This is a genomic window from Microbacterium maritypicum, from assembly GCF_041529975.1.
GTDB lineage: Bacteria > Actinomycetota > Actinomycetes > Actinomycetales > Microbacteriaceae > Microbacterium.
On record NZ_CP168030.1, the window covers coordinates 3,442,157 to 3,465,140 of the forward strand.

A 22,984-nucleotide genomic window follows, 5' to 3' on the forward strand; every position below is an offset into this window, starting at 1 on the left:
CTGCGCGGCGCCGGTTCCGACCGTTTTCCACGCCCGCTCCTCCCGCACACGGCGAGGCCTGCCGGTACGGTGAGCGCATGCGATCGACCCCCCGCGCCCTCCGCGTCGCTCTCGCCGCAGTCGCGGCGATCAACCTCGTGTCCGCACTGATCGGAATGGTCGGGCTGACGGTCGGCGGAGGAATGGGGCTGCCGCCGGAGTGGCTCGAGGGCAGCGTCTTCCACTCCTACGTCTGGCCGGGGATCATCCTGGGTATCGTCGTCGGCGGAATGCAGGCTCTGGCTCTCGTCGCGCAGTTCGGACGATTCGCTCTCGCGTGGGGGCTGCACGCCGCCGCCGGCCTCACCATGATGATCTGGATCTTCGTGGAGATCGCGGTGCTCCTCGAGTGGTCGCCGCTGCACGGCATCTTCTTCGCGACCGGCCTCGTCCAGACCGTGCTCGCCGTGCTGGCACTGGGCGCTCGGCCTCGACCGTTGTTCGCGCGCGACATCAGGGACCACTGATGGCGGTACCCGCGTCGAAGGACGAGCTGCTCACCGCGATCCGGACGGAGTATGCCCGCCTGCGCGCCGACCTCGATCGGGTGCCGACGGAGTCCGCCCGAGAACCCGTGCTGTCCGGTCACGTCAAGAGCACGATGATGAGCCCGGCGGATCTTCTCGCGTACTTGATCGGCTGGAACGAGCAGGTGCTCACCTGGCACGACCGTCGCGCCGCCGGGCTCCCCGACGAGATGCCGGCGGCCGGTTTCGGCTGGAATGACCTCGGCGCCTTGGCTCAGCGCTTCTACCGCGACCACGAGGGCGAGCCCTGGGCGGCGCTGCGGGCACGACTCGACGAGGCTGAGCAGCGGATCGAAGCCCTCGTTCTGAGTCGCTCGGAGGAAGAGCTCTACGGCACCCCGTGGTACCGCACCTGGACCATGGGTCGCATGATCTCGCTCAACACCGCATCGCCGTACCGGAACGCCCGCGGCCGCATCCGCCGCTGGCTTCGGACGCTCTGAGCACGCAGTCCGGTCATCTCCCCGGTGAGACCCCCTTCTTCGCAGGCTCGACGAGCGAGAGCGGATCCGCAATGTCCTCCAGCGACTTGCCCGCAGCGCTCACCCCGAAGATGCCGCAGACGACGCCGCCGAACATCATGATCGCCGCGCCGAGCACGTACCCCCAGAACAGCGGACCGCGGTCACCCGTCTCGGCACTCGCACCGATCAGCGACCCGTAGAGCACCGGCGCGATGGCCCCGACGAGCTGGCCGATCGAGAAGACGTAGGAGATCACCTGGCTGCGCAGTTCGAGCGGGAAGATCTCGCTCACCGTCAGGTACGCCGCCGACGCCCCCGCCGAGGCGAAGAAGAACGACGCGCACCAGAACGCCGTGTGCGTGGCCGCGTTCAGCACCCCTGCGTTGAAGAGGAACGCGCTGACGAGGAGGATCAGGCCCGCGAGCACGTAGGTCGAGAACAGCATCCGCCGCCGACCCCACGTGTCGAAGAAGTGCCCGAGAATGAGTGCGCCGGCGAGGTTGCCGACCGCGAACACGATGAAGTACTGCGACGCGGACGCCGGCGGGGTGTCGTAGAAGTTCTCGAGCACGAGCGCGTAGGTGAAGAAGATCGCGTTGTAGAGGAACGATTGGGTCACCATCATCGTGATGCCGACCAGGGTGCGCCGCGGGTACTTCTTGAACAGCACCTTCGCGATCACGAGGAGCGGGACGCTGCCGTACTCCTTGACCGTGATCGCCTTGCTCTCGTCGACCGGGTCGATCGTCTTGCCCTCCTTGCGGATGCGCTCCTCGATCTCGTCGACGTTGCGCTCCGCCTCTTCCTCGCGCCCGTGGGTCATCTGCCAGCGCGGGCTCTCCGGGATGTGCCGCCGCAGCCAGATGATGAGGATGCCGAGCACCGGGCCGACGAAGAAGCTGAGCCGCCAGCCGAGGTCGGCGGGGAGGATGTCGGTGTTGAGGAAGAACATGTTCGCCACCGCACCGAGTGCGGCGCCACCCCAGTAGGTGCCGTTGATCGCGATGTCGACGCGGCCGCGGTACTTCGCGGGGATGATCTCGTCGATCGCCGAGTTGATGGCGGCGTACTCGCCGCCGATGCCCGCGCCCGCGACGAACCGCCAGATGTAGAAGAACCAGGGCGCGAAGGACAGTCCGGCGATGGCGGAGCCGATCAGATACACCGCGAGCGACACGAGGAAGAGGTTCTTGCGGCCGAGCCGGTCGGCGAGACGCCCGAACACCAGCGCACCGAACACCTGGCCCAACAGGTAGCAGGTTCCCGCGAGGCCGACTTCAGCGGGGCCCATGCCCAGAGTCGCGGCGTACCCGTTCGCGGCGACGATCTGCACCTCGAGGCCGTCGAGGATCCAGGAGAATCCGAGTCCGACGACGATCATCCAATGGAACCGAGACCACGGCAGCCGGTCCATCCGTGCGGGGACGAGCGACCGGACCTCTTTGACGGTCACGTCGGATGCGGACATGGAGCCTCCTTCACGAGGCGACGCCTTCGCCCCGCATTCGGTTCTACTCCGCCCGAGAATTCGCCGCATCGCCTTGACCCCCGGCCGACGGCGCGCTACAGCGCATCGGGCGCGCGACCGACCGCGAGAAGGCCCCGTCCGGGGACGGGGCCTTCTCGCGGTCGGTCGTGGGTCAGCTCTCGACGTGTCGCTCGTCGGGGCCGTCGTAGAAGGACAGCGGACGGATCAGCGCGTTCGATCCGGCCTGCTCGATCACGTGCGCGGTCCACCCCGTCACCCGCGCCGCCACGAAGAGCGGCGTGAAGGTCAGTGTGTCGAAGCCGATCAGGTTGTACGCCGGACCCGACGGGTAGTCGAGGTTCGGATAGATGCCCTTGCGGGCGACGAACTCCGACTCGAGAGTGTCGTAGAGGGCGGCGACCTCGGGGCGCTCGTAGTGCTCCACGAGGGTGTCGAGCGCCGCCTTCATGGTCGGCACCCGGGAGTCGCCCTTCTTGTACACCCGGTGCCCGAAGCCCATGATCTTGCGCTTCTCGGAGAGCGCCTTGTCGAGCCAGGGCACGACGTTCTCGGCCGTGCCGATGTCGTCGAAGATGTGCAGCACGGCCTCGTTGGCCCCACCGTGCAGCGGTCCCTTGAGGGCGCCGATCGCGCCGACCACCGCCGAGTAGATGTCGCTCAGGGTCGAGGTGATGACGCGCGCGGTGAACGTCGAGGCGTTGAAGGAGTGCTCGGCGTACAGGATCATCGAGCGGTTGAACGCGTCGACCACGACGCCGTCCGCCTCCTCGCCGAACGTCATCCAGAGGAAGTTCGCGGAGTAGTCGAGGTCGTCACGCGGGGCGATGATCTCCTGCCCGCGACGGCGACGCTGACCGTAGGCGACGATCGCGGGCAGTGCCGCGAACAGGCGGATGCTGCGCTCGAGGTTCTGCTCCGGGCTGCCACCGGCGTCGAGCACCGAACCGCCCGCACCGGGGTCGGAGGCGCCGATCAGGCTGACCGCGGTGCGGACCTCGTCCATCGGGTGGGCGTCGAGCGGCACGAGGTCGATCGCGGCCTTGACGTTGTCGGCGAGCGCGCGGTGCTTCCGCTCTTCGAGACGGAACGCGGCGAGCTCTTCGGGCGTCGGCAGCTCGCCGTTCCACAGGAGGTAGGCGACGGCCTCGAACGGCTGAGTGTCGGCCAGCTCCTGCACGGGATATCCGCGGTACAGCAGGCTGTTCGTCTCGGGGTTGACCTTCGAGATCGCGGTCGTGTCGACGACGACCCCCGCGAGGCCCTTCTTGATGTCCGGCTCGGTCATGGTCACTCCTTCGTGATGGTGAAGTTGAAGACGCCGGAGTCGAAATGGTTGTACGACTCGTAGTCGATCAGATCGTAGAGATCGGCGCGGTGCTGCATCTCGCCGAGCTTCGAGGTCAGGTGCCCCTCGTCGTTCAGCGTATCGAGAGCACGACCGGCGGCCCCCATCGAGATGCGCAGCAGCGACACCGGCCAGATGACCAGGTTGACGCCGGCATCACGCAGCTGGTCCGTGGAGAACAGCTCGCTCTTGCCGAACTCGGTCATGTTCGCGAGGATCGGCACGTCGAGCGCCTCGGCCATCGCCTCGAACTCGGCGAGCGTGCGCATCGCCTCGGGGAAGATCGCGTCGGCACCGGCATCCACCAGCGCCTGGGCCCGATCGATCGCGGCATCCAGCCCCTCGATCGCCCGGATGTCGGTGCGCGCCATGATGAGGAAGTTCGGGTCGCGTCGGGCGTCGGCGGCAGCCCGGATGCGCTTGATCGCGGTGTTCTCGTCGACGACGGCCTTGCCGTCGAGGTGGCCGCAGCGCTTCGGATTGATCTGGTCCTCGATGTGCGTGCCGGCGAGGCCCGCGTCTTCGAGCTCCTGGATCGTGCGGGCGACGTTCATCGGCTCGCCGAAGCCGGTGTCGGCGTCGACGATCGCGGGGAGGTCGGTCATGCGGGCGATCTGCTTCGCCCGTCCGGCGACCTCGGTCAGCGTCGTGAGGCCGATGTCGGGCAGCCCCAGGTCGGCTGCGAGCACGGCACCGGAGATGTAGACCCCGTCGAAGCCCTTCTGCTCGATCAGCCGGGCGCTCAGCGGGTTGAAGGCTCCGGGGAAGCGCAGCAGTTCGCCGCTCGCCAGCCGCTCCCGGAACAGCCGCCGCTTCTCGGCGGGCGTGACGGTGGAGTACAGCATCAGAACAGTCCCGCAGGCGCCGGAGCAGCCTCGAGCAGCCCGGGCTTCGCGACGATCGACAGCTCGCCGACCTCGGCGGCCGTGAGCTCGGGCAGGCGCTGCACGAGGGAGAGGAACCGCTCGATCTCGGCAGGCTCCAACACGGGCTCGGCGAGCAGACGGAACTTGGCGATGTAGTTCTCGCGTGCGAACGGACGGGCGCCCAGCGGATGCGCGTCGGCCACGGCGATCTCGTCGACCACGGTCGAGCCGTCGGTCAGGCGGATCTCGACGCGACCGCCGAAGGCCTTCTCAGCCGGGTCCTCGGAGTGGTAGCGGCGGGTCCACTCGGCGTCTTCCGCCGTGGTGATCTTGTGCCACAGCGCGACCGTGTCGGCGCTGCCCGCACGCTCGGGGGCGTAGGAGTCGACGTGGTGCCAGCCGCCGTCCTGCAGTGCCACCGCGAAGATGTACGGCACCGAGTGGTCGAGCGTCTCGCGCGATGCGGTCGGGTCGTACTTCTGCGGGTCGTTCGCCCCGGAGCCGATCACGTTGTGGGTGTGGTGGCTGGTGTGGATGACGATCGAGTCGATGTTCGCGGGGTCACGCAGCGCCGGGTTCTCGATCCCGAGCTTGCGGGCGAGGTCGATGAGCGCCTGCGCCTGATACTCGGCCGAGTGCTCCTTCGTGTACGAGTCGAGGATCGCGCGCTTGGGCTCGCCCACGGCGGGCAGCGGCACGTCGTAGGACGCGTCCTTGCCGTCGAGCATCCACGCGATCACACCGTCTTCGCCCTCGTAGATCGGCGCGGGGCTGGTCTGCCCGCGCATGGCCCGGTCGACCGCCTCGACGGCCATCTTGCCCGCGAAGGCCGGGGCGTGCGCCTTCCAGGTGGAGATCTCGCCCTTGCGGCTCTGCCGAGTGGCGGTCGTGGTGTGCAGACCCTGGCCCACAGCCTGGTAGATCGTCTCGACGTCGAGCCCGAGCAGGGTGCCGATGCCGGCGGCCGCCGACGGGCCGAGGTGGGCGACGTGGTCGATCTTGTGCTTGTGCAGGCAGATCGCGCGCACGAGGTCCATCTGGATCTCGTAGCCGGTCGCGATGCCGCGCACGAGCGCCCGACCGTCCTTGCCGGTGTGCTGGGCGACCGCGAGGATCGGCGGGATGTTATCGCCGGGGTGCGAGTACTCCGCCGCGAGGAACGTGTCGTGGTAGTCGAGTTCGCGCACGGCCACGCCGTTCGCCCAGGCCGCCCACTCGGGGCTGGTGCGGTGGTCGAGCGCCGCACCGAACAGGTTCGCTCCGACGCCGCCGGTGGAGACGGGGTGGCTGAACGCCTGCGCGCGGGCGGCGTTGATCGGCGCGCGGGTGAGGGATGCCGCGGCCACCGAGGCGTTGTCGATGATGCGGTTGATGATCATGTCGACGACGTCCTGCTCGACCTCGACCCGGTCGGCGGCGACCTCGGCGATCTTCCAGGCGAGCTGGTCTTCGCGCGCGAGGTTCTCGTCGCTGCGGTGCACACGGACGTGATGGGTGACGGTCATTTCTTATCCTTCGCTGTTGCTGGAGTCGAGAGAGTCGAGGATGCCGGTGAGGGCGTTGTGCAGGTGCACGTGGGTGGCATGGGCGGCGAGGTCGCCGTCGCGGGCGGCGAGCGCCTCGGCGATCGTGCGGTGCTCGGCGGCGGATGCCGCGAGTCGGGCGGGCTTGTCGCGGGCCATCCGGCGCACGCGCACGAGGTGCGTGCGCACGGTGCGCAGGGCCGAGGCGATGTAGTCGTTCGCGACGGCCGCATCGAGGGCACCGTCGAACCGGGCGATCAACGCGTAGTAGGCGTCACGGCCTGCGGGACCGGTGAGGTCGACGTGCGCGAACTCCGCGGCGAGCTCGGCGAACAGACCGGCGTCCCCCCGCACGGCGGCGAGCCGGGCGGAGCTCTCCTCCAGCGCGCGGCGGATCTCGAACAGCGAGCGGATGTCGTCGGCATCCAGGTCGGCGACCACGGTGACGCGCGGCGACTGCTGGACGACGAGACCGTCGCCGGCCAGTCGGCGCAGCGCCTCCCGCATCGGAGTGCGACTCACACCGAGACGCTCGGCCTGCTCGACCTCCCCGAGAACGAAGCCGGCCGGAAGAGCACCCGACTGGATGTCGTCGAGCAGGGCCGTGTACGCGCGATCACTCGCGGAGAAGCGCTCGACAACAGGGGGCATGCCCTCAGTGTATACATAAAGCAGCGGGACGGGCCTCTCAGTCTTTTTCTACGGGCTTCCCGTATACATTCCCGGGGGTGGGCACCGGCTCCACGAACTCCGGAGCGACGGGCTCCCCCAGCTTGACCACGATGACCCCCACGAGAACGAGCACTCCGCCGAGCCCCTGCAGCAGATCGGGAAGCTGGCCGAGCAGCAGCCAGCCGAACAGGAGCGCGGCGACCACCTCGGCGAGCGCGACGAAGGAGGCGAGCCGCGAACCCAGCATCCGCGTCGAGGCGATGCCGAGCAGGTAAGCGAGGGCCGTCGCCACGACACCGATCGCCAGCACGGGGACGAACCAGGGCACACTGCCGAAACGGTAGGCGATGTCGTCGGTCGTCCACGCGATCGGCAGGACGCCGATCGCCCCGGCCGCCGTGAGACCGAGTGCACCGATCAGCAGCCCGCTGCCGGCGAGCGCGAGCGGCGGCAGCCCCGTGTCGACTCTGGCCGAGAGCACGAAGTACGTCGCCGCCCCGACCATGGCTCCGAGCGCCCACAGGATGCCGGCCACGTCGACATCGGCCCCCGTGAGGATGTCGAGCATGAGCACCAGCCCGACGAAAGCGATGGCCGCGCCGATGGCGCTCTTGCGACTCGGACGCTCACCCCGCCGGGCCCACAACCACAGCAGCACCGCGACCGGTGCCGTGTACTCGATGAGCAGCGCCAGCCCCACATCCATGACGGCGACGGCCTGGAAGTAGAAGAGCTGGGTCGCGGTGACGGCGAGCAGTCCGTAGGCGAGGATCATGCCGGCGTTGCGGCGAAGGAGACCCCACCGCCCGCGCAGCGACAGGATCGTGGGGATGAGCAGCACGAGGGCCGCCACCCAGATGCGTGCGGTGACGGCGGCTCCCGGCGTCCACCCCGCGTCGATGAGCCCGCGCGCCCACGCGCCGGACATGCCGAACGACAGCGCGGCCGCGATGGCGAGCGGCAGCCCCAGGCGCACACCGCGTGCGGACGCGACCGCCACGCTGTCATCACTCACCCTGACCATGATCGATGACGCTACTCGCGCACGCTGTAAGATGTCAACGTGATCTTCACCGATGACACCCAAGAGGGTCTCCGCGCCGCCGTGTGGCTCGTGAACTCGGCCGAGGATCCGGACACGCTGGTCGACCTCGACGACGAGCGCGCCTTCCTCCGCGAGTTCCCCTACACCGGACGACTCGACCGCGATGAAGACGAGCTCGCCTCCCTGCGCCGCCTGCGCCCGCGTCTGCGATCCATGCTGCTGGCGCCGCGCGACGAGATGGCCGAACTCGTCAACGCCGCCCTCGCCGAGTCCCGCCTCACCCCGCGACTGCTCCGCCACGACGGGGTCGATTGGCACCTCCATGCCGTGGCCGACGAGCATCCGCTGGCGGAGCGCGTGCTGATCGAGACCGCGATGGCGCTGATCGACGTCATCCGCGCCGAGGAGGGCTCGCGCCTCTCCGTGTGTGCGGATGACACCTGCCTGGCGATCGCCCTGGATCTCTCCCGCAACCGCTCGAAGCGCTACTGCTCGACGACCTGCGCGAACCGCAACGCCGTCGCCGCCTATCGCGCGCGCCGGGCCGCGGACTGACGCACGAACTCAGGCGCCGATGTACGCCCCCCGCCAGGTGTACGCCGCGATGGTGTCGGCCTTCATCTCCATGCCGTTCCCGGGCGCAGTCGGCGCCATGTAGGAGCCACCGCGGATGTCGGTCGGCACGACGAAGTGCTCGTGCAGGTGGTCGACGAACTCGATCATGCGGCCCTCGCGGGTGCCGGTGACCGCGACGAAGTCGAACATCGACAGGTGCTGCACCGCTTCGCACAGGCCCACCCCACCCGCGTGCGGGCACACCGGCACGCCGAACTTGGCGGCGAGCAGCAGGTTGGCGATGTTCTCGTTGACGCCGCCGACGCGCACGGCATCGATCTGCATGACGGAGATGGCATCCGCCTGCAGCAGCTGCTTGAAGATGACACGGTTCTGGGCGTGCTCGCCGGTGGCGACGCGGATCGGCGCCACGCCGCGCGCGATCTCGGCGTGCCCGAGCACGTCATCGGGGCTGGTCGGCTCCTCGATCCACGCGGGGTGGAACTCGGCGAGCGCGTTCACCCACTCGATCGCCTCCGACACCTCCCAGCGCTGATTCGCGTCGATCGCGATCGGGAAGTCCGGTCCGCACACCTCGCGGGCTTTGCGGAAGCGACGGATATCGTCCTGCAGGTCGGCGCCGACCTTGAGCTTGATCTGCGTGAAGCCGTCGGCCATGGCCTCGCGGGCCAGCCGCTCGAGCTTCTCGTCGGAGTATCCGAGCCAGCCGGGACTCGTCGTGTACCCCGGGTACCCGGTGGCGAGCAGCTGCTGCTCCCGCTCGGCGCGGCCCGGTTCCGCGGCGCGCAGGATGTCGAGGGCATCCTCGCGGGTGAGGGCGTTCGCGAGGTAGCGGAAGTCGACGAGGTCGACGAGTTCTTCCGGGGTCATGCGGGCGAGCAGCTGCCAGAGGGGCAGCCCCGCTCGCTTGGCCTTGATGTCCCACAGGGCGTTGATGACGGCACCGATGGCCATGTGCATGACGCCCTTCTCGGGGCCGAGCCACCGCAGCTGCGAGTCGCCGATGATCGCCCGGAAGGTGCCGCCCATGTCGTCGAGCAGGGGTTCGAGCTCGCGGCCGACGAGGTGCCCGGCGAGCGCGTCGATCCCGGCGACCTGCACGTCGTTGCCCCGCCCGATCGTGAAGACGAACGCGTGGCCCTCGATGCCGTCCTCGGCGTCCGTGCGCACGATCACGTAGGCGGCGGAGTAGTCGGGGTCGGGGTTCATCGCGTCCGAACCATCCAGGCTCAACGACGTCGGGAAGCGGATGTCGGTGGTGTCGAGGGCGACGATACGGGTCACGGGGGTCCTCTCCGTGCACGGCGGATCTCTTCCGTGCGGATACCTTGGAGTGTAAACATCCGATGTCTATACTGTCAACGAGATGGGCCGCAGCGTCGTGGCCTCCCCACCGATCAGGAGAATCATGAAGTTCGCGCGGCTCGGCACCCCCGGTACGGAGATCCCCGTCCTCGTGGAGGGTGACCACTACCTCGACCTCCGCTCTCTGACATCCGATGTGAACGGCGACTTCCTCGAGAGCGACTTCGTCGCCAGGGTCTCGGCGGCCCGCGATGCCGGGGAGCTTCCGGAACTCGCGGATGCCGCGGCGATGCGCATCGGCGCACCGATCGCCCGTCCGAGCGCCGTGATCTGCATCGGCATGAACTACGCCGCCCACGCGGCCGAGTCGGGTTCGGAGCCGCCGACCATCCCCATCCTCTTCCTGAAGACGCCCAACACGGTGGTCGGACCCGACGACGCGGTGACGATCCCCCGCGGCAGCGAGAAGACCGACTGGGAGGTCGAGCTCGGCATCGTGATCGGCGCTCGCGCGGCCTACCTCGACTCCCCCGAGGAGTCGCTCGCCCACGTGGCCGGCTTCGTCGCCGCGAACGACGTCTCGGAGCGGGCGTTCCAGATCGAGGTGTCGGGCGGGCAGTGGTCCAAGGGCAAGATCGCCCCGGGATTCAACCCCACCGGCCCGTGGCTCGTCACTCCCGACGAGGTCGACCACCACGCGCTCGGACTGCGCAGCTTCGTCAACGGCGAGCCGCGGCAGGACTCGAACACGAGCGACATGATCTTCACGGTCGAGCACATCGTGCACCACCTGTCGCAGTACGTGACGCTCGAGCCGGGCGACCTGATCCTCACCGGCACCCCGCAGGGCGTGGCCCTCTCGGGCAAGTACCCCTACCTCGCACCCGGCGACGTGGTCGAGATCGAGATCGACGGCCTCGGCCGGCAGCGGCAGGAGTTCGTGGCATGGGAGACACAGAGATGAGCGCACTCGACGGACTGGTGGCGATCGTCACCGGCGGAGCATCCGGGATCGGTGCGGCGATCGCACAGCGCCTGCGCGCCGACGGGGCGACCATCGCGATCCTCGACCGCGACACCGCCGCGGCCGACCCCGCGTTCACGGCCTTCACCGCCGACGTCTCGGATCGTGCAAGCGTCGACGTGGCGGTCGCGGCGGTGGCCGAGCGGTTCGGGCGCATCGACATCGTCGTGAACAACGCCGGGATCGGCGCGCAGGGCGACGTCGCGGCGAACGACGACGACGAGTGGGCGCGCGTGCTCTCGATCAACGTCACCGGCATCGCCCGCGTGACGGCGGCGGCATTGCCCTGGCTGCGGAAGTCGCCTGCGGCGGCGGTCTGCAACACGGCATCCATCGCCTCCACCACCGGACTCCCGCAGCGGGCGCTCTACAGCGCGTCGAAGGGAGCCGTCTCGGCGCTGACCCGCGCGATGGCGGCCGACCACCTGCGCGAGGGTATCCGGGTGAACGCGGTCAACCCCGGCACGGCCGACACCCCCTGGGTCGGGCGACTGCTCGACTCGGCGACCGACCCCGCGGCCGAACGCGCCGCGCTCGAGGCCCGCCAACCGCACGGACGGCTCGTCGACCCCGATGAGGTCGCCGCCGCGGTCACCTACCTCGTGAGCCCCGCCGCCGGTTCGACGACCGGCACGTCGATAGAGGTCGACGGCGGCATGGCGCGGTTGCGGCTTCGCGCGGAGTGAGTTCCGCCCGGCGTCAGCCGCGGCTGCCGCGGAACCAGCCCCGGATGCCGTGACGCGGAGGCTCTACGGTCGGCGCCTGCGGCCGGGCATCCGTGCGATAGAACTGCTCGGCGGTGGTCCAGAAGATCGCGTCGAGGTCATGCCCCCGCGCATCCGCCCAGGCGATCACCGTGTCGGCCCAGCGCGTGCGGGCCGTGGGCTGGTAGGTCGGCGAGCCGTCCTCCGGTGCGTGCGGGTCGTCGTCCTCGGCCGGTCCGATGACCGAGACGGGCCAGTCGCTCCCCCACATCAGCCGCTCGATCCCGAACGCATCGGCTGCCACATCGAGGAACGGGATCAGCTGCGCCGCGTCCCAGTCGCCGCCGGCCTCGCCGGGCAACCCCGAGAGCTTGCAGAAGGTGTTCGGATGCCGCGCCAGCTCGGTCAGGTCGCGGGCCCATTCCGGGGTCGGCGCCAGCGGAGCCGCGGCCGTGCCCACGGCGGGCTTCCCCAGATGATCGAGCACGAGTCGCAGCTCCGGGATGGCTCCGGCGAGGCGGGCGACATCCGGCAGCTGCGCGGCGCGCACGCACGCGTCGAAGGTCAGACCGCGCGCGGCGACCTCGCGCGCACCGGTCACGAAGGCCGCCGACACCGCCAGTCCGTCGGGCTCGCCCTGCAGGTTGTGCCGCACGCCGACGACGAGCGGCTCGGCCGCGAGACCTTCGAGGTGCGCGACCGTGTCGGTCCCCCGGTCGAGGCGGATGCCGGCGACGATGCCGACCACTCCGAGCGCGGGCGCGAGCCCTGCGACCCAGAGCACCTCATCGAGGAAGTCGTCGTCGACCGTCCCGGCCTGCACGAACACGCACTTCTCGGTCTCGGCACGCTCCAGGCGGGCGTGCTCGAGTTCCAGGTCGGCGAACCGGTACGCCATCGGGCCTTCGAGCCACGTGTAGGTCAGCGCCTCCGGATCCCACAGGTGCAGATGTGCATCGAGAACTCGCATCCCCTCATCCTGCCGCAGACATCGGAGCAATCGCTAGGATGACGCCATGGCTGTGACGGACGACGCGATCGCGAAGATCAAGGCGATGATCGTGTCGGGCGAGCTGACCCCCGGTGATCGCCTGCCTCCGGAGAAGGAGCTCTCCGAGCGGCTAGGTCTCTCCCGCAGCTCGATGCGCGAGGCGGTCAAGGCGCTCGAGGTCATCCGCGTGCTCGACGTGCGGCGCGGCGACGGCACCTATGTGACGAGCCTCGAGCCCCACCTGCTGCTGGAGGCGATCTCGTTCGTCGTCGACATGCACGACGACGACTCGATGCTCGAGATCTTCGCCGTGCGCCGGATGCTGGAGTCGCAGGCATCCGGCCTCGCCGCCACGCTGGGCACCGACGAGCAAATCGCCGAGCTGCAGCGCGAGGTCGAGGGCGTGGATGCCTCCGTGAGCATCGAGGAGCTCGTCGACCACGACATCCGATTCCACCGCGAGATCGTGGCGATGGCGGGCAATGCGTACCTCGCGAGCCTGATCGAGCACCTGAGCAGCCAGACCGTGCGTGCCCGCGCCTGGCGGGGCCTCACCGAGAGCGGCGCCGTCGAGCGCACCCTGTCGGAGCACCGGGCGATCGCCGACGCGGTCGCCCAGCGGGACCCCGCACTGGCGACCTCGCTGACGACCGCGCACATCGCCGGCATCGAGCGCTGGCTGCGCCACGCGACGGCGCCCTGAGCGGTTCCGGGCGCCCCGGCACCCGGACGCGGAAGTGGGTCTGACGGCGCCGCCGCGAGGGGTGTACCGTCACCGCATGATCACCGACGATCCCACCTTGACCAACCCCGACCACTACCGCACCCTCTGGGAGAACGAGCACGTCCGCGTGCTCGAATACACCGACGTCCCCGGCGACAAGACGACGCCGCACGATCATCCGAACAGTGTGATGATCACCCTCAGCGATTTCTCTCGTCGCCTCAGCGCCGGGGAGCGGACGTTCGACACGGCCCTCACCTCCGGGCAGGCGGTCTGGATACCGGCGCAGCGTCACTCCGGCGAGAACACCGGGACGACGCCGACGCACACCATCCTCGTCGAACTCAAGGGCGATGCGGCGGGCGAACCGATGGCATCGACACTCGGGCCGGAACATCCCGCCGAGGGGTGAGCGCACCCGGATGATCGACGAGGCGGCCGATAGTCTCGAGGGTATGAGCGACTGGACCAGCACCGCGATCGCCCTGCTGGAAGCCGACGCGAACCGCAGTGCCGACACGCACCTGCACCTCTTCCCGCTGCCGCCCGAGTGGGGCATCGACCTGTACCTCAAGGACGAGTCCGTCCACCCGACCGGGTCACTCAAGCACCGTCTGGCGCGCTCGCTCCTCCTCTACGGACTGGTCAACGGCCGCATCCGGGAGGACACCACGCTCGTGGAGTCGTCGAGCGGATCGACCGCCGTCTCCGAGGCGTACTTCGCCCGCATGCTGGGGCTGCCGTTCATCACGGTGGTGCCGCGCTCGACCGTGCAGGAGAAGATCGATCTCATCGAGTTCTACGGTGGCACCTGCCACTTCGTCGACCGCGCCGAAGACATGTCGCCCGAGGCGCAGCGCCTCGCGTCCGACTGCACCGGCCACTACCTCGACCAGTTCACGTTCGCCGAGCGCGCGACCGACTGGCGGGGCAACAACAACATCGCGGAGAGCGTGTTCAGTCAGCTCGCGCAGGAGCGGCATCCGATCCCCACCTGGATCGTGACCGGCGCCGGAACCGGCGGCACGAGTGCGACGTTCGGGCGGTACGTGAAGTACCGCCGCCACGAGACGCGCATCGCCGTGGTCGACCCCGAGGGCTCGGCGTTCTACGACGGCTGGGCCGGCACGGTCGACCCGCCCGCCGGACGCCCGAGCCGCATCGAGGGCATCGGCCGGCCGCAGGTCGAGGCCTCGTTCGTGCCCACCGTGATCGACGAGATGATCCGGGTGCCGGATGCCGGGTCGATCGCCGCGATCCGGATGCTGCGCGAGCGCACCCTGCACTGGGCCGGCGGCTCGACCGGCACGAACCTGTACGGCGCGTTCCAGCTCATCGCCCGGATGCGGGCCGCGGGCGAGACCGGCAGCGTCGTCACTCTGATCTGCGACAGCGGGGTCCGCTACGCGGGCACCTACTACTCCGATGAGTGGGTCGCGGCGCAGGGCTGGGACCTCGCCCCGCACCGCGCGCGGCTCGATCGGTTCCTGGAATCGGGCGTCTGGGGCGAGTGACGGCGTCGGGCTACGCTGGCCGCATGACAACTCTGATCCTCACCGTCGCGGGTGCAGACCGTCCTGGCCTCGTGGCCGCTGTCGCCGATGTCGTCGAGGCCCACGGGGGCAACTGGGAGAACAGCTCGCTGGCGGAGCTCGCCGGCACGTTCGCGGGCGTGATCGAGGTCTCGGTCGCGGAAGACCGGGCACCCGAACTGAGCTCCGCGCTGCGCGGACTCCAGGGGCAGGGACTGCTGACTCTCGCCGTGCTCACCGGGACGCCGGATGCGGATGCCGCCGACGATCGGCTGCTCGAGATCCAGGTGCTCGGCAACGACCGACCCGGCATCGTGCGCGAGGTCTCTGCCGTCCTGAGCGCCCACGCGCTGAGCATCGAGGAGCTCGCGACCGAGACCCGGGATGCGGCCATGGCCGGCGGCCGCCTGTTCGAGGCATCCGTCTCCGCGAAGGTGCCGGCGTCCGTCGACCTGGATGCGCTGCGCGACGACCTCGAGCGCCTCGCCGCCGAGATCCAGGTCGACATCACCCTCGGCTGACCGCCGAGCCACCGACCTCCCCCGGACAACGAGAAGGCCGCCGTTCCGAGGAACGGCGGCCTTCTCGTGTCCGGCGTCAGACCAGGCGGGACTTCGGCGACACCGAGTAGGTGTGCTCGGCGTCGCGGTTGACCGTGTCGCCCAGTGCCGCGTCGATCGCGGCCAGGGTGTCGGCGTCGAGCTTGACGCCCGAGGCCTTGACCGTCTCGGCGAGCTGCTCGGGACGCGAGGCTCCGACCAGCGCGGCCGCGACGTTCGGGTTCTGCAGCACCCACGCGATCGCGAGCTGCGGCATCGAGAGACCTGCCTGCTCGGCGATCGGCTTCAGGCGCTGGACGGCGGTGAGGATGTCGTCCTGCAGGAAGCTCTTGATGAAGTCGGCGCCGCTGTGCGGGTCGGTTGCGCGCGAGCCCTCGGGCACCGGCTGACCGGGCAGGTACTTGCCGCTGAGCACTCCCTGCGCCATTGGCGACCAGACGATCTGCGAGATGCCGAGCTCTTCGGAGGCCGGCACGACCTTGCCCTCGATCACGCGCCACAGCATGGAGTACTGCGGCTGGTTCGAGATGAGCTGGATGCCGAGCTGCTTCGCCAGAGCGTGCCCCTCGCGCAGCTGTTCGGCGGTCCACTCGGAAACGCCGATGTAGAGCGCCTTGCCTTGGCGGACGACGTCGGCGAACGCCTGGAACGTCTCTTCGAGCGGAGTCTCGTAGTCGAAGCGGTGTGCCTGGTACAGGTCGACGTAGTCGGTGCCGAGGCGCTGCAGCGAGCCGTTGATCGACTCGAAGATGTGCTTGCGGCTCAGGCCGGTGTCGTTCGGGCCCTTCGGGCCGGTCGGGAAGTAGACCTTCGTGAAGATCTCCAGCCCCTCGCGGCGCTGCCCCTCCAGAGCCTTGCCGAGCACGACCTCCGCCGCCGTGTTGGCGTAGGTGTCGGCGGTGTCGAAGGTGGTGATTCCGGCATCCAGTGCGGCGTGCACGGTCTTGACGGCGGCGTCGTCACCGACCTGCGAGGCGTGGGTGACCCAGTTGCCGTAGGTGATCTCCGAGACCTTGAGACCGCTGTTGCCGAGATAGCGATAGTTGACCATGGAACAACGCTACTGGCTGCGTGTGATGACGGGGCTGGATGCCGGCATCCGCCGTCATGCGGGAGCGACAGCCGCCGGCCGGCGCATCAGCATCACGAGGGGGACGATGACGAGCGCGACACCGGCGACGAGGCTCACGGCGTAGAGCGGTCGCGCCCAGGGCGAGTAGTCCCCGCCGCTGATCCCGAACGTGTCGGCGAGGCTCATCCCCACGCCGAACGACGCGGCGAAGTAGCCGAACGCACCGAGCATCAGCAGCGCCAGGAAGCTCATCACGGGAACCATCGGATGTGCGCGCCCGCGGATCGAGGCGATCGCGACCACCACCGCCAGCGCCACACCGATGCCGAGGATGAAGAACACCGGCTCCCACAGCAGGACCTCGCCGGCCGCATCCATCTCGGCGCGGATCTCGTCGAGCGTGCGCCCGGGAACGGCGGCGAGCGGATTGAGCACGAGGATCTGCACCGCGGCCACCGCCGCGTAGGCCATGATGGCGAGCACGCCGGCGATCGAGATCCACAGGGTCCGGCGCGGCAGCGGTGTCATGCGGGACATCCTAGGAAGGCATCCCGAGAGTCTCCCGATACTCGCGCCAGGCCGCTCCGAGCCGACGGATGCCCTCGGCGAGCACGTCGTCCGGGGCGGTGAACGGGATGCGGATGTGGTCGTCGGGAGACACCGACACCGCGAACGCCGCGCTCCCCGCGATCGAGACGCCGTGTGCCGCGGCCACCCGGGCGAGCGCGTCGGCGGAGCCGGCAGGGACCCGGACCCACAGCGACAGCCCGCCGCGGGGCGGCTCGACCTTCCAGTCGGGCAGGTGCTCGGCCATCAGCTCCTGCAGCAGCCGCAGGCGCTCCTGGTGGATGCGACTGTTCGCCCGACGGAGGTCATCGACACGGGCGATCAGGTCGAGCGCGAGCAGCTGGCCCGGCACGCTGGTGGACTGGTCGGCGAGCTGCCGGGCCCCGCGCAGGCGGCGCACGAGCACGGGGTCGGCGCGCAGCCATCCGATCCGCAGCCCCGCCCACACCCACTTCGACACCGACTCCACGACGATGATCGGAGCGTCCGCCCGCTCGGCCGCGAGGGTCGGCGGCACCACGCCGTCGAAGGAGATGCCGGCCACGACCCGGTCCTCGATCACCGGCACACCGTACTGGGCGGCGAGTTCGGCGACGCGATGCCGCGCGGCGGCGGGGAGGCGAGACCCCGTGGGGTTCTGGTGGTGCGGGTTGAGGGCCACGAGCACGGGCCGCAGCCGGGCGAGCGCCTGCTCGAGCGCGTCGACGTCGAGTCCGTCCGGACCCATCGGGACACCGTGCACCGTGCCACCGCGCAGGCTGACCGAGTCGGTGACGCCCGGCCAGGTGATCTCCTCGGCGAGCACGATGTCGCCGGGGCTCACGAGGGCGTTGACGACGAGACTGATGGCCTGCTGCGCGCCGTGCGTGACGAGGATCTGCTCGGGTGTCGTCGGCGTGCCCTCCGCGGCGTACATGTCGGCGATGAGGGTGCGCAGTGCGGGGAGTCCCGCCGGATCGGTCTCGGGCAGCAGCGCCAGCTCGAGTCGCGGCTTGTGCTCGCTGATGAGCTGCACGCCCAGCTCGGAGATCTGCGGCACGGTACGCAGCAGGTCGATCGCATTGGGCAGGGCCGAGAACAGCGCCTCGCCGCGTCCCTGCCGCTGCACGGGAGCCACGGATGCCGCCGCACCGGCGACGCGTGTGCCGCTCCCCTGCCGCCGCTCCACCAGACCGCGCTCGGCCAGGTCGGCGTACGCGGCGACGACCGTGCCGCGCGAAACGGAGCTCGCGGCGGCGAGGGCGCGCTCCGCCGGGAGCCGGTCGCCGGGGCGCAGCTCGCCGCCCGCGATCAGAGCCTCGATGCCGCGGGACAGCCGCGCCGCCAGCGTGCCGTCTCCGTGGGTCCAACGGCCCAGCCGTGCCGACAACGCCTCCGAGGCGACCTCGCCCGCACGGACGAGAGTCGGCGATGAACCTGCGGATGGCGCAGGAATGGCCGATCCATGGTCCACCGGCCGGGTATTGGCCCTGTCATCGACGCTCATGAGACCTGATTCTGGACCAATGAGCACCTTCACGACCACTCCTCCGGCAGATCTCGGTCCAATCAGGCCCGATTGGACCATCGGTCAGCTCATCGAATGGCTGAGCGACGACTCCCGCCAGCACGACCCCGCGCTTCAGCATCCGCTGTCCCTGATCGAGGCGGCGCTGACCGGCGAGCAGTGGTCGCGGCCGCCGTCGACCGTCGCCCTGATCCGCTCGCTGACCCTCGCCGTACCGCAGCACGGGTCATCCGTGATCGCCGACGTCCTGCTCCCGTCGCGAAGCCTGACGCTCGTCGCCTAGGCGCGACGGTGTCCAGGGAGCGCGGGCCAGGTCAGGTGGCCTGAGCGGAGGCTGACGGAGGCGATGGCGCCGGAGTCGTCACGATCTCGGCGCGGTCGCGGAAGCCCTCCGCCGTCACCCGGTCCAGGGCGACCTGCTTGCGGATGGCCGCGGCCTTCTCGTACAGGCTCGGGTCGCCGTAGCTCGTGAGCACCTTCACCAGCACGGGCAGCAGCTCGATCATGAAGAACAGCGCCGCGATGAGGATGTGCGCCCACAGGATCGTGGGCTCCTTCTCGCTCAAGCGGTTCAATCCGCTGATCTGGCTGAGCAGACCGACGGCTCCGGCGTTGCCCTGGGCCACGGCATCCGCGCGCGCGTTGTACGCGGCGAGCGCCTGGTCGTAGGTGTCGCGGGCGGCCGGCAGCTGGGACTTCGCCTGTTCGCGGTTCGTCGACTCCGACGTCGAGGTGTTCTCCTTGGCAGCGGTGCCGGCGGCGGCGAGCTCCTCGTTCGCGGTGCGCAGCTGCGCAGCGAGCGCGTCGTACGTCTGCTGCGCCTCGGCGAGTTGAGCTTTGGCGGCGTCCGAGCTCGCGCCCTCGCCGTTCACGCCGGTGCAGCCGGGAACGGTGCCCGCGCCCTCACCGGTCAGCTCGCACTGGTAGAGCACGCGCGCCTGGTCGATGACGGCCTGCTGCGCAGTCATCTTGGCGGTCACGTCGTCGACCGTGGCCTGGGCGGCCGACTCGGTGGCCGAAGAGGACTCCGTCCCTGCGACGATGCCGGTCGCGGCCTGGTTCTCGAGGTCGGCGACCTTGGCGGTGGCGGAATCCAGCGCGATCTTCTCCGGGCCGGTCTCGAGCGCCTCCTGATCGGACTGCGACTGCGTGATGTTGGTCGACGCGACCTCGCGGGCGATGTCGTTGTGGAAGATCTGCAGCACGAGCGGCTCGGCGACGACGAAGCCGATGATCGCGGCCATGATCACACGCGGGATCGCGAGGCCGATGAGCCGCCACACGTTCCGCGTCGAGCTCATGGTCGAGGTGAGGAAGCGATCGAGGTTGAAGATGATGAGCGCCCACACGAGCGCGAGCGGCACGGCCAGCCAGATCGCGGCCTGCACACCGGTGGTGAGCGCGAAGAGCATCGAGATGGCGGAGACCAGCGCGGTGCCGGCGAGCACGAAGAACATCTGCACGAAGCGCGGTGTCTCGCCGGGGACGCGGTCGAGGATCTCGCCCTCCGCGCCACCGAGGATCGCGAGTGTCCGGGCACGGGAGCCGGGAGTGCGCGGGGCACGCTTCTTGCGGGGCTTGCGGACGCGGGGCTCGCGCGGGGGCTTCATGGGCGCGGACTCGTCGGCGGCGACCGCATCTGCGATCGGGGTCGCCTCGGCGGGGTCTGCGACGGGAACCTCGCGGGTGGCGTCGTCGGCGCCGGTCGGCTCGAATTCGCGCAGGAAGTCGAGGTCATCGGTGACGGCGTCGGGTTCGCCGTCGATGATGATCCGACCCTGCGAGTCGTAGCGACCCGGTCGATGGGCGGAATAGGGCATCCGAACAATCTACGAAATATCGCCTGTGGATACCGTGGAAAAGTCCTTGGAGTGCCTCACAGGCTCCGTGCCGTCCGACGGATTCAGGATGCCGGGAGCAGCCGATCGAGAGCAGCGGCGTAGGCGGACAGGCCGTCGTCGAGGGTGAAATGTCCGGCGGCGGCGAGGGTGCCGAGCCCGTGGATCAGGCCCCACAGCGCGACGACATCGGTCGGTCGGTCGAGCCCCACCGCAGCTGCGCCCTCGGCGAGCACGGCCTCGAGCCCGTCGATCAGCGGCGCCATCGTCGCGGTCGGCGATCCCGGGATGCAGACGGTCGGGTCGTAGACGGCGTCGAACGCATGCGGATGCTCGATCGCGAAGCGGATGTACGCCGATCCCCCGTCGATGAGCGCCGCCCGCGGGGTCGCGGCTTTCTCGGCGGCAGCGCGGACCTGGTCGAGGAGGTCGGCCATGCTGCGCTCGGCGATCGCCTTGAGCAGTCCGAGCCGGTCGGAGAAGTGATGGTACGGCGCGTTGTGGCTGACGTTCGCCGCCCGCGCAACCTCGCGCAGGCTGATCTCCGCCGCGGGCATCCGCTCCAGCAGCTGCATGGCGGCGTCTTCCAGGGCGCGGGCGAGATCGCCGTGGTGGTAGCCGTCCTTCGAACTTGACATGAGCAACATCATCTCCTATCTTGACACTGTCCACCAGCTTGACACTGTCCAGATAGGAACCACGCCATGACCGCTCTCGTGATCGACGGCCACCCCGACGCCCGCTCCTTGACCGCCTCGCTCGCCCAGCGGTACGCCGCAGGGCACGGCGATGCCCGCGTGCTCGCCCTGCGCGACCTCGACTTCGACCCCAACCTGCGCTTCGGCTACCGCGAGCGCATGACGCTCGAGCCCGACCTCGTCGAGGCGAAGCAGGCTCTGCACGATGCCGACACGATCGTCATCGCGACACCGGTGTGGTGGGGCGCACCGCCGGCCCTCCTCAAGGGCTTCTTCGATCGGGCGCTGCTGCCGCAGCAGGAGTACCGCTACTCGAAGCTCGGCCTCCCCGAGGGCCTGATCCCCGCGCGCCGTGGACGTCTGCTCCTGCTCGCCGACACTCCCTGGTTCTTCCTGCCGTTCACCGGCCTCCCGGCACAGACGCAGATCGTGCGCAACACCATGAAGTTCTGCGGCATCAGCTCGGTGCGCACGCACCGCATGCTCGGTGTGAAGGATGCCAAGGCGGCGACCATCACGCGCTGGCTCGACCGGGCCGAGCAACTCGGCACGACAGACGCCCGCCGCGCGGGCGAGCCTCAGGCCATCGCGGCGGAGGCGGCCTCGTCTTCGGTGGTGGCGACGAGCTGACCGCAGGCGCCGTCGATCTCCTTGCCGCGAGTGTCGCGGAGGGTGGTCGGGATGCCGGCGTCGTTCAAGCGGCGCACGAACTCGTTGGTGACGTCTTTCTCGGATGCCGTCCAGATCGAGCCGGGCGTCGGGTTCAGCGGGATCGGGTTCACGTGCACCCACCCGCGTCCGCGCTGGTTGAGCTTCTCGGCCAGCAGGTCGGCGCGCCAGCCGTGGTCGTTCATGTCCTTGATGAGCGCGTACTCGATCGACACGCGGCGGCCGGTCTTGGCGTAGTAGTCGTAGGCGGCATCCAGTGCCTCATCGACCTTCCAGCGGGAGTTGACCGGGATGAGCTCGTCGCGCAGGTGGTCGTCCGGTGCGTGCAGCGACAGCGCGAACGTGACCGGGATGCCCTCGTCAGCGAGCTTCTTGATCGCCGGCACCAGGCCGACGGTCGACACGGTGATGCCACGGGCGCTCATGCCGAGGCCGTCGGGCTGTGGGGCGACCATCGACCGCACCGCATCCATCACGCGCTTGTAGTTGGCCAGCGGCTCGCCCATCCCCATGAAGACGATGTTCGAGACGCGCTCCATGCTGTGGTCGTCGGACTTCTTGCCGCCGAGCCCACCCTCGGCGATGAGCCGGTTGGCGCGGACGATCTGCTCGATGATCTCGGCGGTCGACATGTTGCGGGTCAGGCCCGCCTGGCCGGTCGCACAGAACGGGCAGTTCATGCCGCAGCCGGCCTGGCTCGACACGCACAGCGTGATGCGGCCGGGGTAGCGCATGAGCACCGACTCGACCAGGGCGCCGTCGTGCAGACGCCACAGGAACTTGATCGTGTCGCCCTTGTCGGTCTCGAGGCGGCGCACCTCGGTGAGCAGCGGCGGCAGCATCCCGGCGACCAGCTGCTCCCGGGTGTCGGCCGGGAGGTCGGTCATCTGCTCGGGGTCGGACGTGTAGTGGCGGAAGTAGTGCGTCGACAGCTGCTTCGCGCGGAAGCCGGGCAGCCCGAGCTCCTTGACCTTCTCGACGCGCTCTGCGGGAGTGAGGTCGGCGAGGTGCACCGGCGGCTTGCCGCGCTTGGGGCTCGCGAACTGCAGCAGCGGCCGCCCCTCGGCATCCTTCTGCTGGGTCCAGCCCTCGGTCGCGGGGCGCACCTGTGGCTTCTTGGTCTCGCGGACCGCCCCCGAACGGGACGACGCGGGCGCTGCCTGTGGGCGCGTCTCGCGCGTGCGGGGAGTCTCAGTCATACCTTCCAGGGTACGCGGTACCGGGTGGGAAGTACCTGGAGCGCAGGC

General features: G+C 69.6%; 25 protein-coding genes. 11 read left to right on the top strand and 14 right to left on the bottom strand.

Going from position 1 to position 22,984, the window contains the following annotated elements:
- Positions 1–77: 77 nt before the first annotated feature.
- On the top strand, positions 78–506 hold the full coding sequence (locus ACCO44_RS16695) for a hypothetical protein (RefSeq protein WP_197021081.1): 429 nt from the start codon (positions 78–80) through the stop codon (positions 504–506).
- The gene (locus ACCO44_RS16700; RefSeq protein ID WP_372467476.1) at positions 506–1,009 is read left to right on the top strand and encodes a ClbS/DfsB family four-helix bundle protein; all 504 of its coding nucleotides are present in this window, start codon (positions 506–508) and stop codon (positions 1,007–1,009) included. The genes ACCO44_RS16695 and ACCO44_RS16700 overlap by 1 nt, the downstream gene beginning before the upstream one ends.
- A 13-nt stretch (positions 1,010–1,022) precedes the next feature.
- Here the strand turns inward: ACCO44_RS16700 and ACCO44_RS16705 are convergent, their stop codons facing one another.
- The 6 genes from ACCO44_RS16705 to ACCO44_RS16730 all read right to left on the bottom strand — a co-directional run bounded on the left by ACCO44_RS16705 (position 1,023) and on the right by ACCO44_RS16730 (position 7,949).
- Positions 1,023–2,498 (bottom strand): MFS transporter, encoded by a 1,476-nt coding sequence (locus tag ACCO44_RS16705; RefSeq protein ID WP_372467477.1) that lies wholly within the window; start codon positions 2,496–2,498, stop codon positions 1,023–1,025.
- A gap of 172 nt (positions 2,499–2,670) precedes the next feature.
- Positions 2,671–3,804: a bifunctional 2-methylcitrate synthase/citrate synthase gene (locus ACCO44_RS16710; protein ID WP_372467478.1), complete on the bottom strand. Its 1,134-nt coding sequence runs from the start codon at positions 3,802–3,804 to the stop codon at positions 2,671–2,673.
- A gap of 2 nt (positions 3,805–3,806) precedes the next feature.
- Complete coding sequence (gene prpB, locus ACCO44_RS16715; RefSeq protein WP_372467479.1) at positions 3,807–4,709, bottom strand: methylisocitrate lyase; 903 nt, start codon at positions 4,707–4,709, stop codon at positions 3,807–3,809.
- A complete protein-coding gene (locus tag ACCO44_RS16720; protein ID WP_372467480.1) occupies positions 4,709–6,235 on the bottom strand; it encodes an MmgE/PrpD family protein in 1,527 nt (508 codons plus the stop codon). The genes prpB and ACCO44_RS16720 overlap by 1 nt, the downstream gene beginning before the upstream one ends.
- 3 nt (positions 6,236–6,238) lie before the next feature.
- Positions 6,239–6,904 carry a GntR family transcriptional regulator gene (locus tag ACCO44_RS16725; protein WP_372467481.1) on the bottom strand — a complete coding sequence of 222 codons (666 nt, stop codon included), beginning with the start codon at positions 6,902–6,904 and terminating at the stop codon, positions 6,239–6,241.
- A 37-nt stretch (positions 6,905–6,941) separates the two neighbouring features.
- A complete protein-coding gene (locus tag ACCO44_RS16730) occupies positions 6,942–7,949 on the bottom strand; it encodes a DMT family transporter (protein ID WP_372467482.1) in 1,008 nt (335 codons plus the stop codon).
- Between the two features lie 39 nt (positions 7,950–7,988).
- Between ACCO44_RS16730 and ACCO44_RS16735 the strand changes: the two genes are divergently transcribed.
- On the top strand, positions 7,989–8,525 hold the full coding sequence (locus ACCO44_RS16735; RefSeq protein ID WP_105711252.1) for a CGNR zinc finger domain-containing protein: 537 nt from the start codon (positions 7,989–7,991) through the stop codon (positions 8,523–8,525).
- A 9-nt stretch (positions 8,526–8,534) separates the two neighbouring features.
- Here ACCO44_RS16735 and ACCO44_RS16740 read toward each other — a convergent pair whose 3' ends face one another.
- On the bottom strand, positions 8,535–9,830 hold the full coding sequence (locus tag ACCO44_RS16740; RefSeq protein ID WP_372467483.1) for an L-fuconate dehydratase: 1,296 nt from the start codon (positions 9,828–9,830) through the stop codon (positions 8,535–8,537).
- A 124-nt stretch (positions 9,831–9,954) separates the two neighbouring features.
- Here ACCO44_RS16740 and ACCO44_RS16745 point away from each other — a divergent pair, with 124 nt between their 5' ends.
- Positions 9,955–10,815, top strand: a complete 861-nt coding sequence (locus ACCO44_RS16745; RefSeq protein ID WP_372467484.1) for a fumarylacetoacetate hydrolase family protein — start codon at positions 9,955–9,957, stop codon at positions 10,813–10,815.
- Positions 10,812–11,561 (top strand): SDR family NAD(P)-dependent oxidoreductase, encoded by a 750-nt coding sequence (locus ACCO44_RS16750; protein ID WP_372467485.1) that lies wholly within the window; start codon positions 10,812–10,814, stop codon positions 11,559–11,561. The genes ACCO44_RS16745 and ACCO44_RS16750 overlap by 4 nt, the downstream gene beginning before the upstream one ends.
- Before the next feature lie 13 nt (positions 11,562–11,574).
- On the opposite strand, the gene ACCO44_RS16755 is transcribed toward ACCO44_RS16750, so the two are convergent.
- Positions 11,575–12,549: an amidohydrolase gene (locus ACCO44_RS16755; RefSeq protein WP_105711248.1), complete on the bottom strand. Its 975-nt coding sequence runs from the start codon at positions 12,547–12,549 to the stop codon at positions 11,575–11,577.
- 46 nt (positions 12,550–12,595) lie between these two features.
- Here ACCO44_RS16755 and ACCO44_RS16760 point away from each other — a divergent pair, with 46 nt between their 5' ends.
- The 4 genes from ACCO44_RS16760 (at position 12,596) to ACCO44_RS16775 (ending at position 15,347) form a co-directional block, all read left to right on the top strand.
- Positions 12,596–13,273: a FadR/GntR family transcriptional regulator gene (locus ACCO44_RS16760; protein ID WP_262001664.1), complete on the top strand. Its 678-nt coding sequence runs from the start codon at positions 12,596–12,598 to the stop codon at positions 13,271–13,273.
- 76 nt (positions 13,274–13,349) lie between these two features.
- Positions 13,350–13,706 (top strand): cytoplasmic protein, encoded by a 357-nt coding sequence (locus ACCO44_RS16765; RefSeq protein WP_105711302.1) that lies wholly within the window; start codon positions 13,350–13,352, stop codon positions 13,704–13,706.
- A gap of 43 nt (positions 13,707–13,749) precedes the next feature.
- Positions 13,750–14,808, top strand: a complete 1,059-nt coding sequence (locus ACCO44_RS16770; protein WP_091032260.1) for a PLP-dependent cysteine synthase family protein — start codon at positions 13,750–13,752, stop codon at positions 14,806–14,808.
- 23 nt (positions 14,809–14,831) lie between these two features.
- A complete protein-coding gene (locus ACCO44_RS16775) occupies positions 14,832–15,347 on the top strand; it encodes a glycine cleavage system protein R (protein WP_167632610.1) in 516 nt (171 codons plus the stop codon).
- Positions 15,348–15,423: 76 nt separating this feature from the next.
- Here ACCO44_RS16775 and ACCO44_RS16780 read toward each other — a convergent pair whose 3' ends face one another.
- Genes ACCO44_RS16780 through ACCO44_RS16790 form a run of 3 tightly spaced genes read right to left on the bottom strand, consistent with a single transcriptional unit; the run spans position 15,424 to position 18,511 of the window.
- A complete protein-coding gene (locus ACCO44_RS16780) occupies positions 15,424–16,437 on the bottom strand; it encodes an aldo/keto reductase family protein (RefSeq protein WP_372467487.1) in 1,014 nt (337 codons plus the stop codon).
- A gap of 54 nt (positions 16,438–16,491) precedes the next feature.
- Positions 16,492–16,986 carry a hypothetical protein gene (locus tag ACCO44_RS16785; protein WP_372467488.1) on the bottom strand — a complete coding sequence of 165 codons (495 nt, stop codon included), beginning with the start codon at positions 16,984–16,986 and terminating at the stop codon, positions 16,492–16,494.
- Between the two features lie 10 nt (positions 16,987–16,996).
- Positions 16,997–18,511, bottom strand: a complete 1,515-nt coding sequence (locus tag ACCO44_RS16790) for a PLP-dependent aminotransferase family protein (RefSeq protein WP_372467489.1) — start codon at positions 18,509–18,511, stop codon at positions 16,997–16,999.
- 19 nt (positions 18,512–18,530) lie between these two features.
- Between ACCO44_RS16790 and ACCO44_RS16795 the strand changes: the two genes are divergently transcribed.
- A complete protein-coding gene (locus tag ACCO44_RS16795; RefSeq protein ID WP_262001666.1) occupies positions 18,531–18,815 on the top strand; it encodes a hypothetical protein in 285 nt (94 codons plus the stop codon).
- A gap of 31 nt (positions 18,816–18,846) precedes the next feature.
- Here ACCO44_RS16795 and ACCO44_RS16800 read toward each other — a convergent pair whose 3' ends face one another.
- Positions 18,847–20,352, bottom strand: coding sequence for a DUF4407 domain-containing protein (locus ACCO44_RS16800; protein WP_372467491.1), 1,506 nt, complete (start codon positions 20,350–20,352; stop codon positions 18,847–18,849).
- A gap of 83 nt (positions 20,353–20,435) precedes the next feature.
- Complete coding sequence (locus ACCO44_RS16805; RefSeq protein ID WP_105711298.1) at positions 20,436–21,008, bottom strand: TetR/AcrR family transcriptional regulator; 573 nt, start codon at positions 21,006–21,008, stop codon at positions 20,436–20,438.
- Positions 21,009–21,074: 66 nt separating this feature from the next.
- Here ACCO44_RS16805 and ACCO44_RS16810 point away from each other — a divergent pair, with 66 nt between their 5' ends.
- Positions 21,075–21,698 (top strand): NAD(P)H-dependent oxidoreductase, encoded by a 624-nt coding sequence (locus tag ACCO44_RS16810; protein WP_372467492.1) that lies wholly within the window; start codon positions 21,075–21,077, stop codon positions 21,696–21,698.
- On the opposite strand, the gene rlmN is transcribed toward ACCO44_RS16810, so the two are convergent.
- Positions 21,647–22,936 carry a 23S rRNA (adenine(2503)-C(2))-methyltransferase RlmN gene (gene rlmN, locus ACCO44_RS16815; RefSeq protein WP_372467493.1) on the bottom strand — a complete coding sequence of 430 codons (1,290 nt, stop codon included), beginning with the start codon at positions 22,934–22,936 and terminating at the stop codon, positions 21,647–21,649. The genes ACCO44_RS16810 and rlmN overlap by 52 nt on opposite strands.
- Between the last annotated feature and the right edge of the window lie 48 nt (positions 22,937–22,984).

Excerpts from the sequence above, each read along its gene's own strand:
- ACCO44_RS16695 (WP_197021081.1), top strand. The coding sequence starts at position 78 with ATGCGATCGACCCCCCGCGCCCTCCGCGTCGCTCTCGCCGCAGTCGCG.
- ACCO44_RS16700 (WP_372467476.1), top strand. The coding sequence starts at position 506 with ATGGCGGTACCCGCGTCGAAGGACGAGCTGCTCACCGCGATCCGGACG.
- ACCO44_RS16705 (WP_372467477.1), bottom strand. The coding sequence starts at position 2,498 with ATGTCCGCATCCGACGTGACCGTCAAAGAGGTCCGGTCGCTCGTCCCC.
- ACCO44_RS16710 (WP_372467478.1), bottom strand. The coding sequence starts at position 3,804 with ATGACCGAGCCGGACATCAAGAAGGGCCTCGCGGGGGTCGTCGTCGAC.
- prpB (WP_372467479.1), bottom strand. The coding sequence starts at position 4,709 with ATGCTGTACTCCACCGTCACGCCCGCCGAGAAGCGGCGGCTGTTCCGG.
- ACCO44_RS16720 (WP_372467480.1), bottom strand. The coding sequence starts at position 6,235 with ATGACCGTCACCCATCACGTCCGTGTGCACCGCAGCGACGAGAACCTC.
- ACCO44_RS16725 (WP_372467481.1), bottom strand. The coding sequence starts at position 6,904 with ATGCCCCCTGTTGTCGAGCGCTTCTCCGCGAGTGATCGCGCGTACACG.
- ACCO44_RS16730 (WP_372467482.1), bottom strand. The coding sequence starts at position 7,949 with ATGGTCAGGGTGAGTGATGACAGCGTGGCGGTCGCGTCCGCACGCGGT.
- ACCO44_RS16745 (WP_372467484.1), top strand. The coding sequence starts at position 9,955 with ATGAAGTTCGCGCGGCTCGGCACCCCCGGTACGGAGATCCCCGTCCTC.
- ACCO44_RS16750 (WP_372467485.1), top strand. The coding sequence starts at position 10,812 with ATGAGCGCACTCGACGGACTGGTGGCGATCGTCACCGGCGGAGCATCC.
- ACCO44_RS16755 (WP_105711248.1), bottom strand. The coding sequence starts at position 12,549 with ATGCGAGTTCTCGATGCACATCTGCACCTGTGGGATCCGGAGGCGCTG.
- ACCO44_RS16760 (WP_262001664.1), top strand. The coding sequence starts at position 12,596 with ATGGCTGTGACGGACGACGCGATCGCGAAGATCAAGGCGATGATCGTG.
- ACCO44_RS16765 (WP_105711302.1), top strand. The coding sequence starts at position 13,350 with ATGATCACCGACGATCCCACCTTGACCAACCCCGACCACTACCGCACC.
- ACCO44_RS16770 (WP_091032260.1), top strand. The coding sequence starts at position 13,750 with ATGAGCGACTGGACCAGCACCGCGATCGCCCTGCTGGAAGCCGACGCG.
- ACCO44_RS16775 (WP_167632610.1), top strand. The coding sequence starts at position 14,832 with ATGACAACTCTGATCCTCACCGTCGCGGGTGCAGACCGTCCTGGCCTC.
- ACCO44_RS16780 (WP_372467487.1), bottom strand. The coding sequence starts at position 16,437 with ATGGTCAACTATCGCTATCTCGGCAACAGCGGTCTCAAGGTCTCGGAG.
- ACCO44_RS16785 (WP_372467488.1), bottom strand. The coding sequence starts at position 16,986 with ATGACACCGCTGCCGCGCCGGACCCTGTGGATCTCGATCGCCGGCGTG.
- ACCO44_RS16790 (WP_372467489.1), bottom strand. The coding sequence starts at position 18,511 with ATGAGCGTCGATGACAGGGCCAATACCCGGCCGGTGGACCATGGATCG.
- ACCO44_RS16795 (WP_262001666.1), top strand. The coding sequence starts at position 18,531 with ATGAGCACCTTCACGACCACTCCTCCGGCAGATCTCGGTCCAATCAGG.
- ACCO44_RS16800 (WP_372467491.1), bottom strand. The coding sequence starts at position 20,352 with ATGCCCTATTCCGCCCATCGACCGGGTCGCTACGACTCGCAGGGTCGG.
- ACCO44_RS16805 (WP_105711298.1), bottom strand. The coding sequence starts at position 21,008 with ATGTCAAGTTCGAAGGACGGCTACCACCACGGCGATCTCGCCCGCGCC.
- ACCO44_RS16810 (WP_372467492.1), top strand. The coding sequence starts at position 21,075 with ATGACCGCTCTCGTGATCGACGGCCACCCCGACGCCCGCTCCTTGACC.
- rlmN (WP_372467493.1), bottom strand. The coding sequence starts at position 22,936 with ATGACTGAGACTCCCCGCACGCGCGAGACGCGCCCACAGGCAGCGCCC.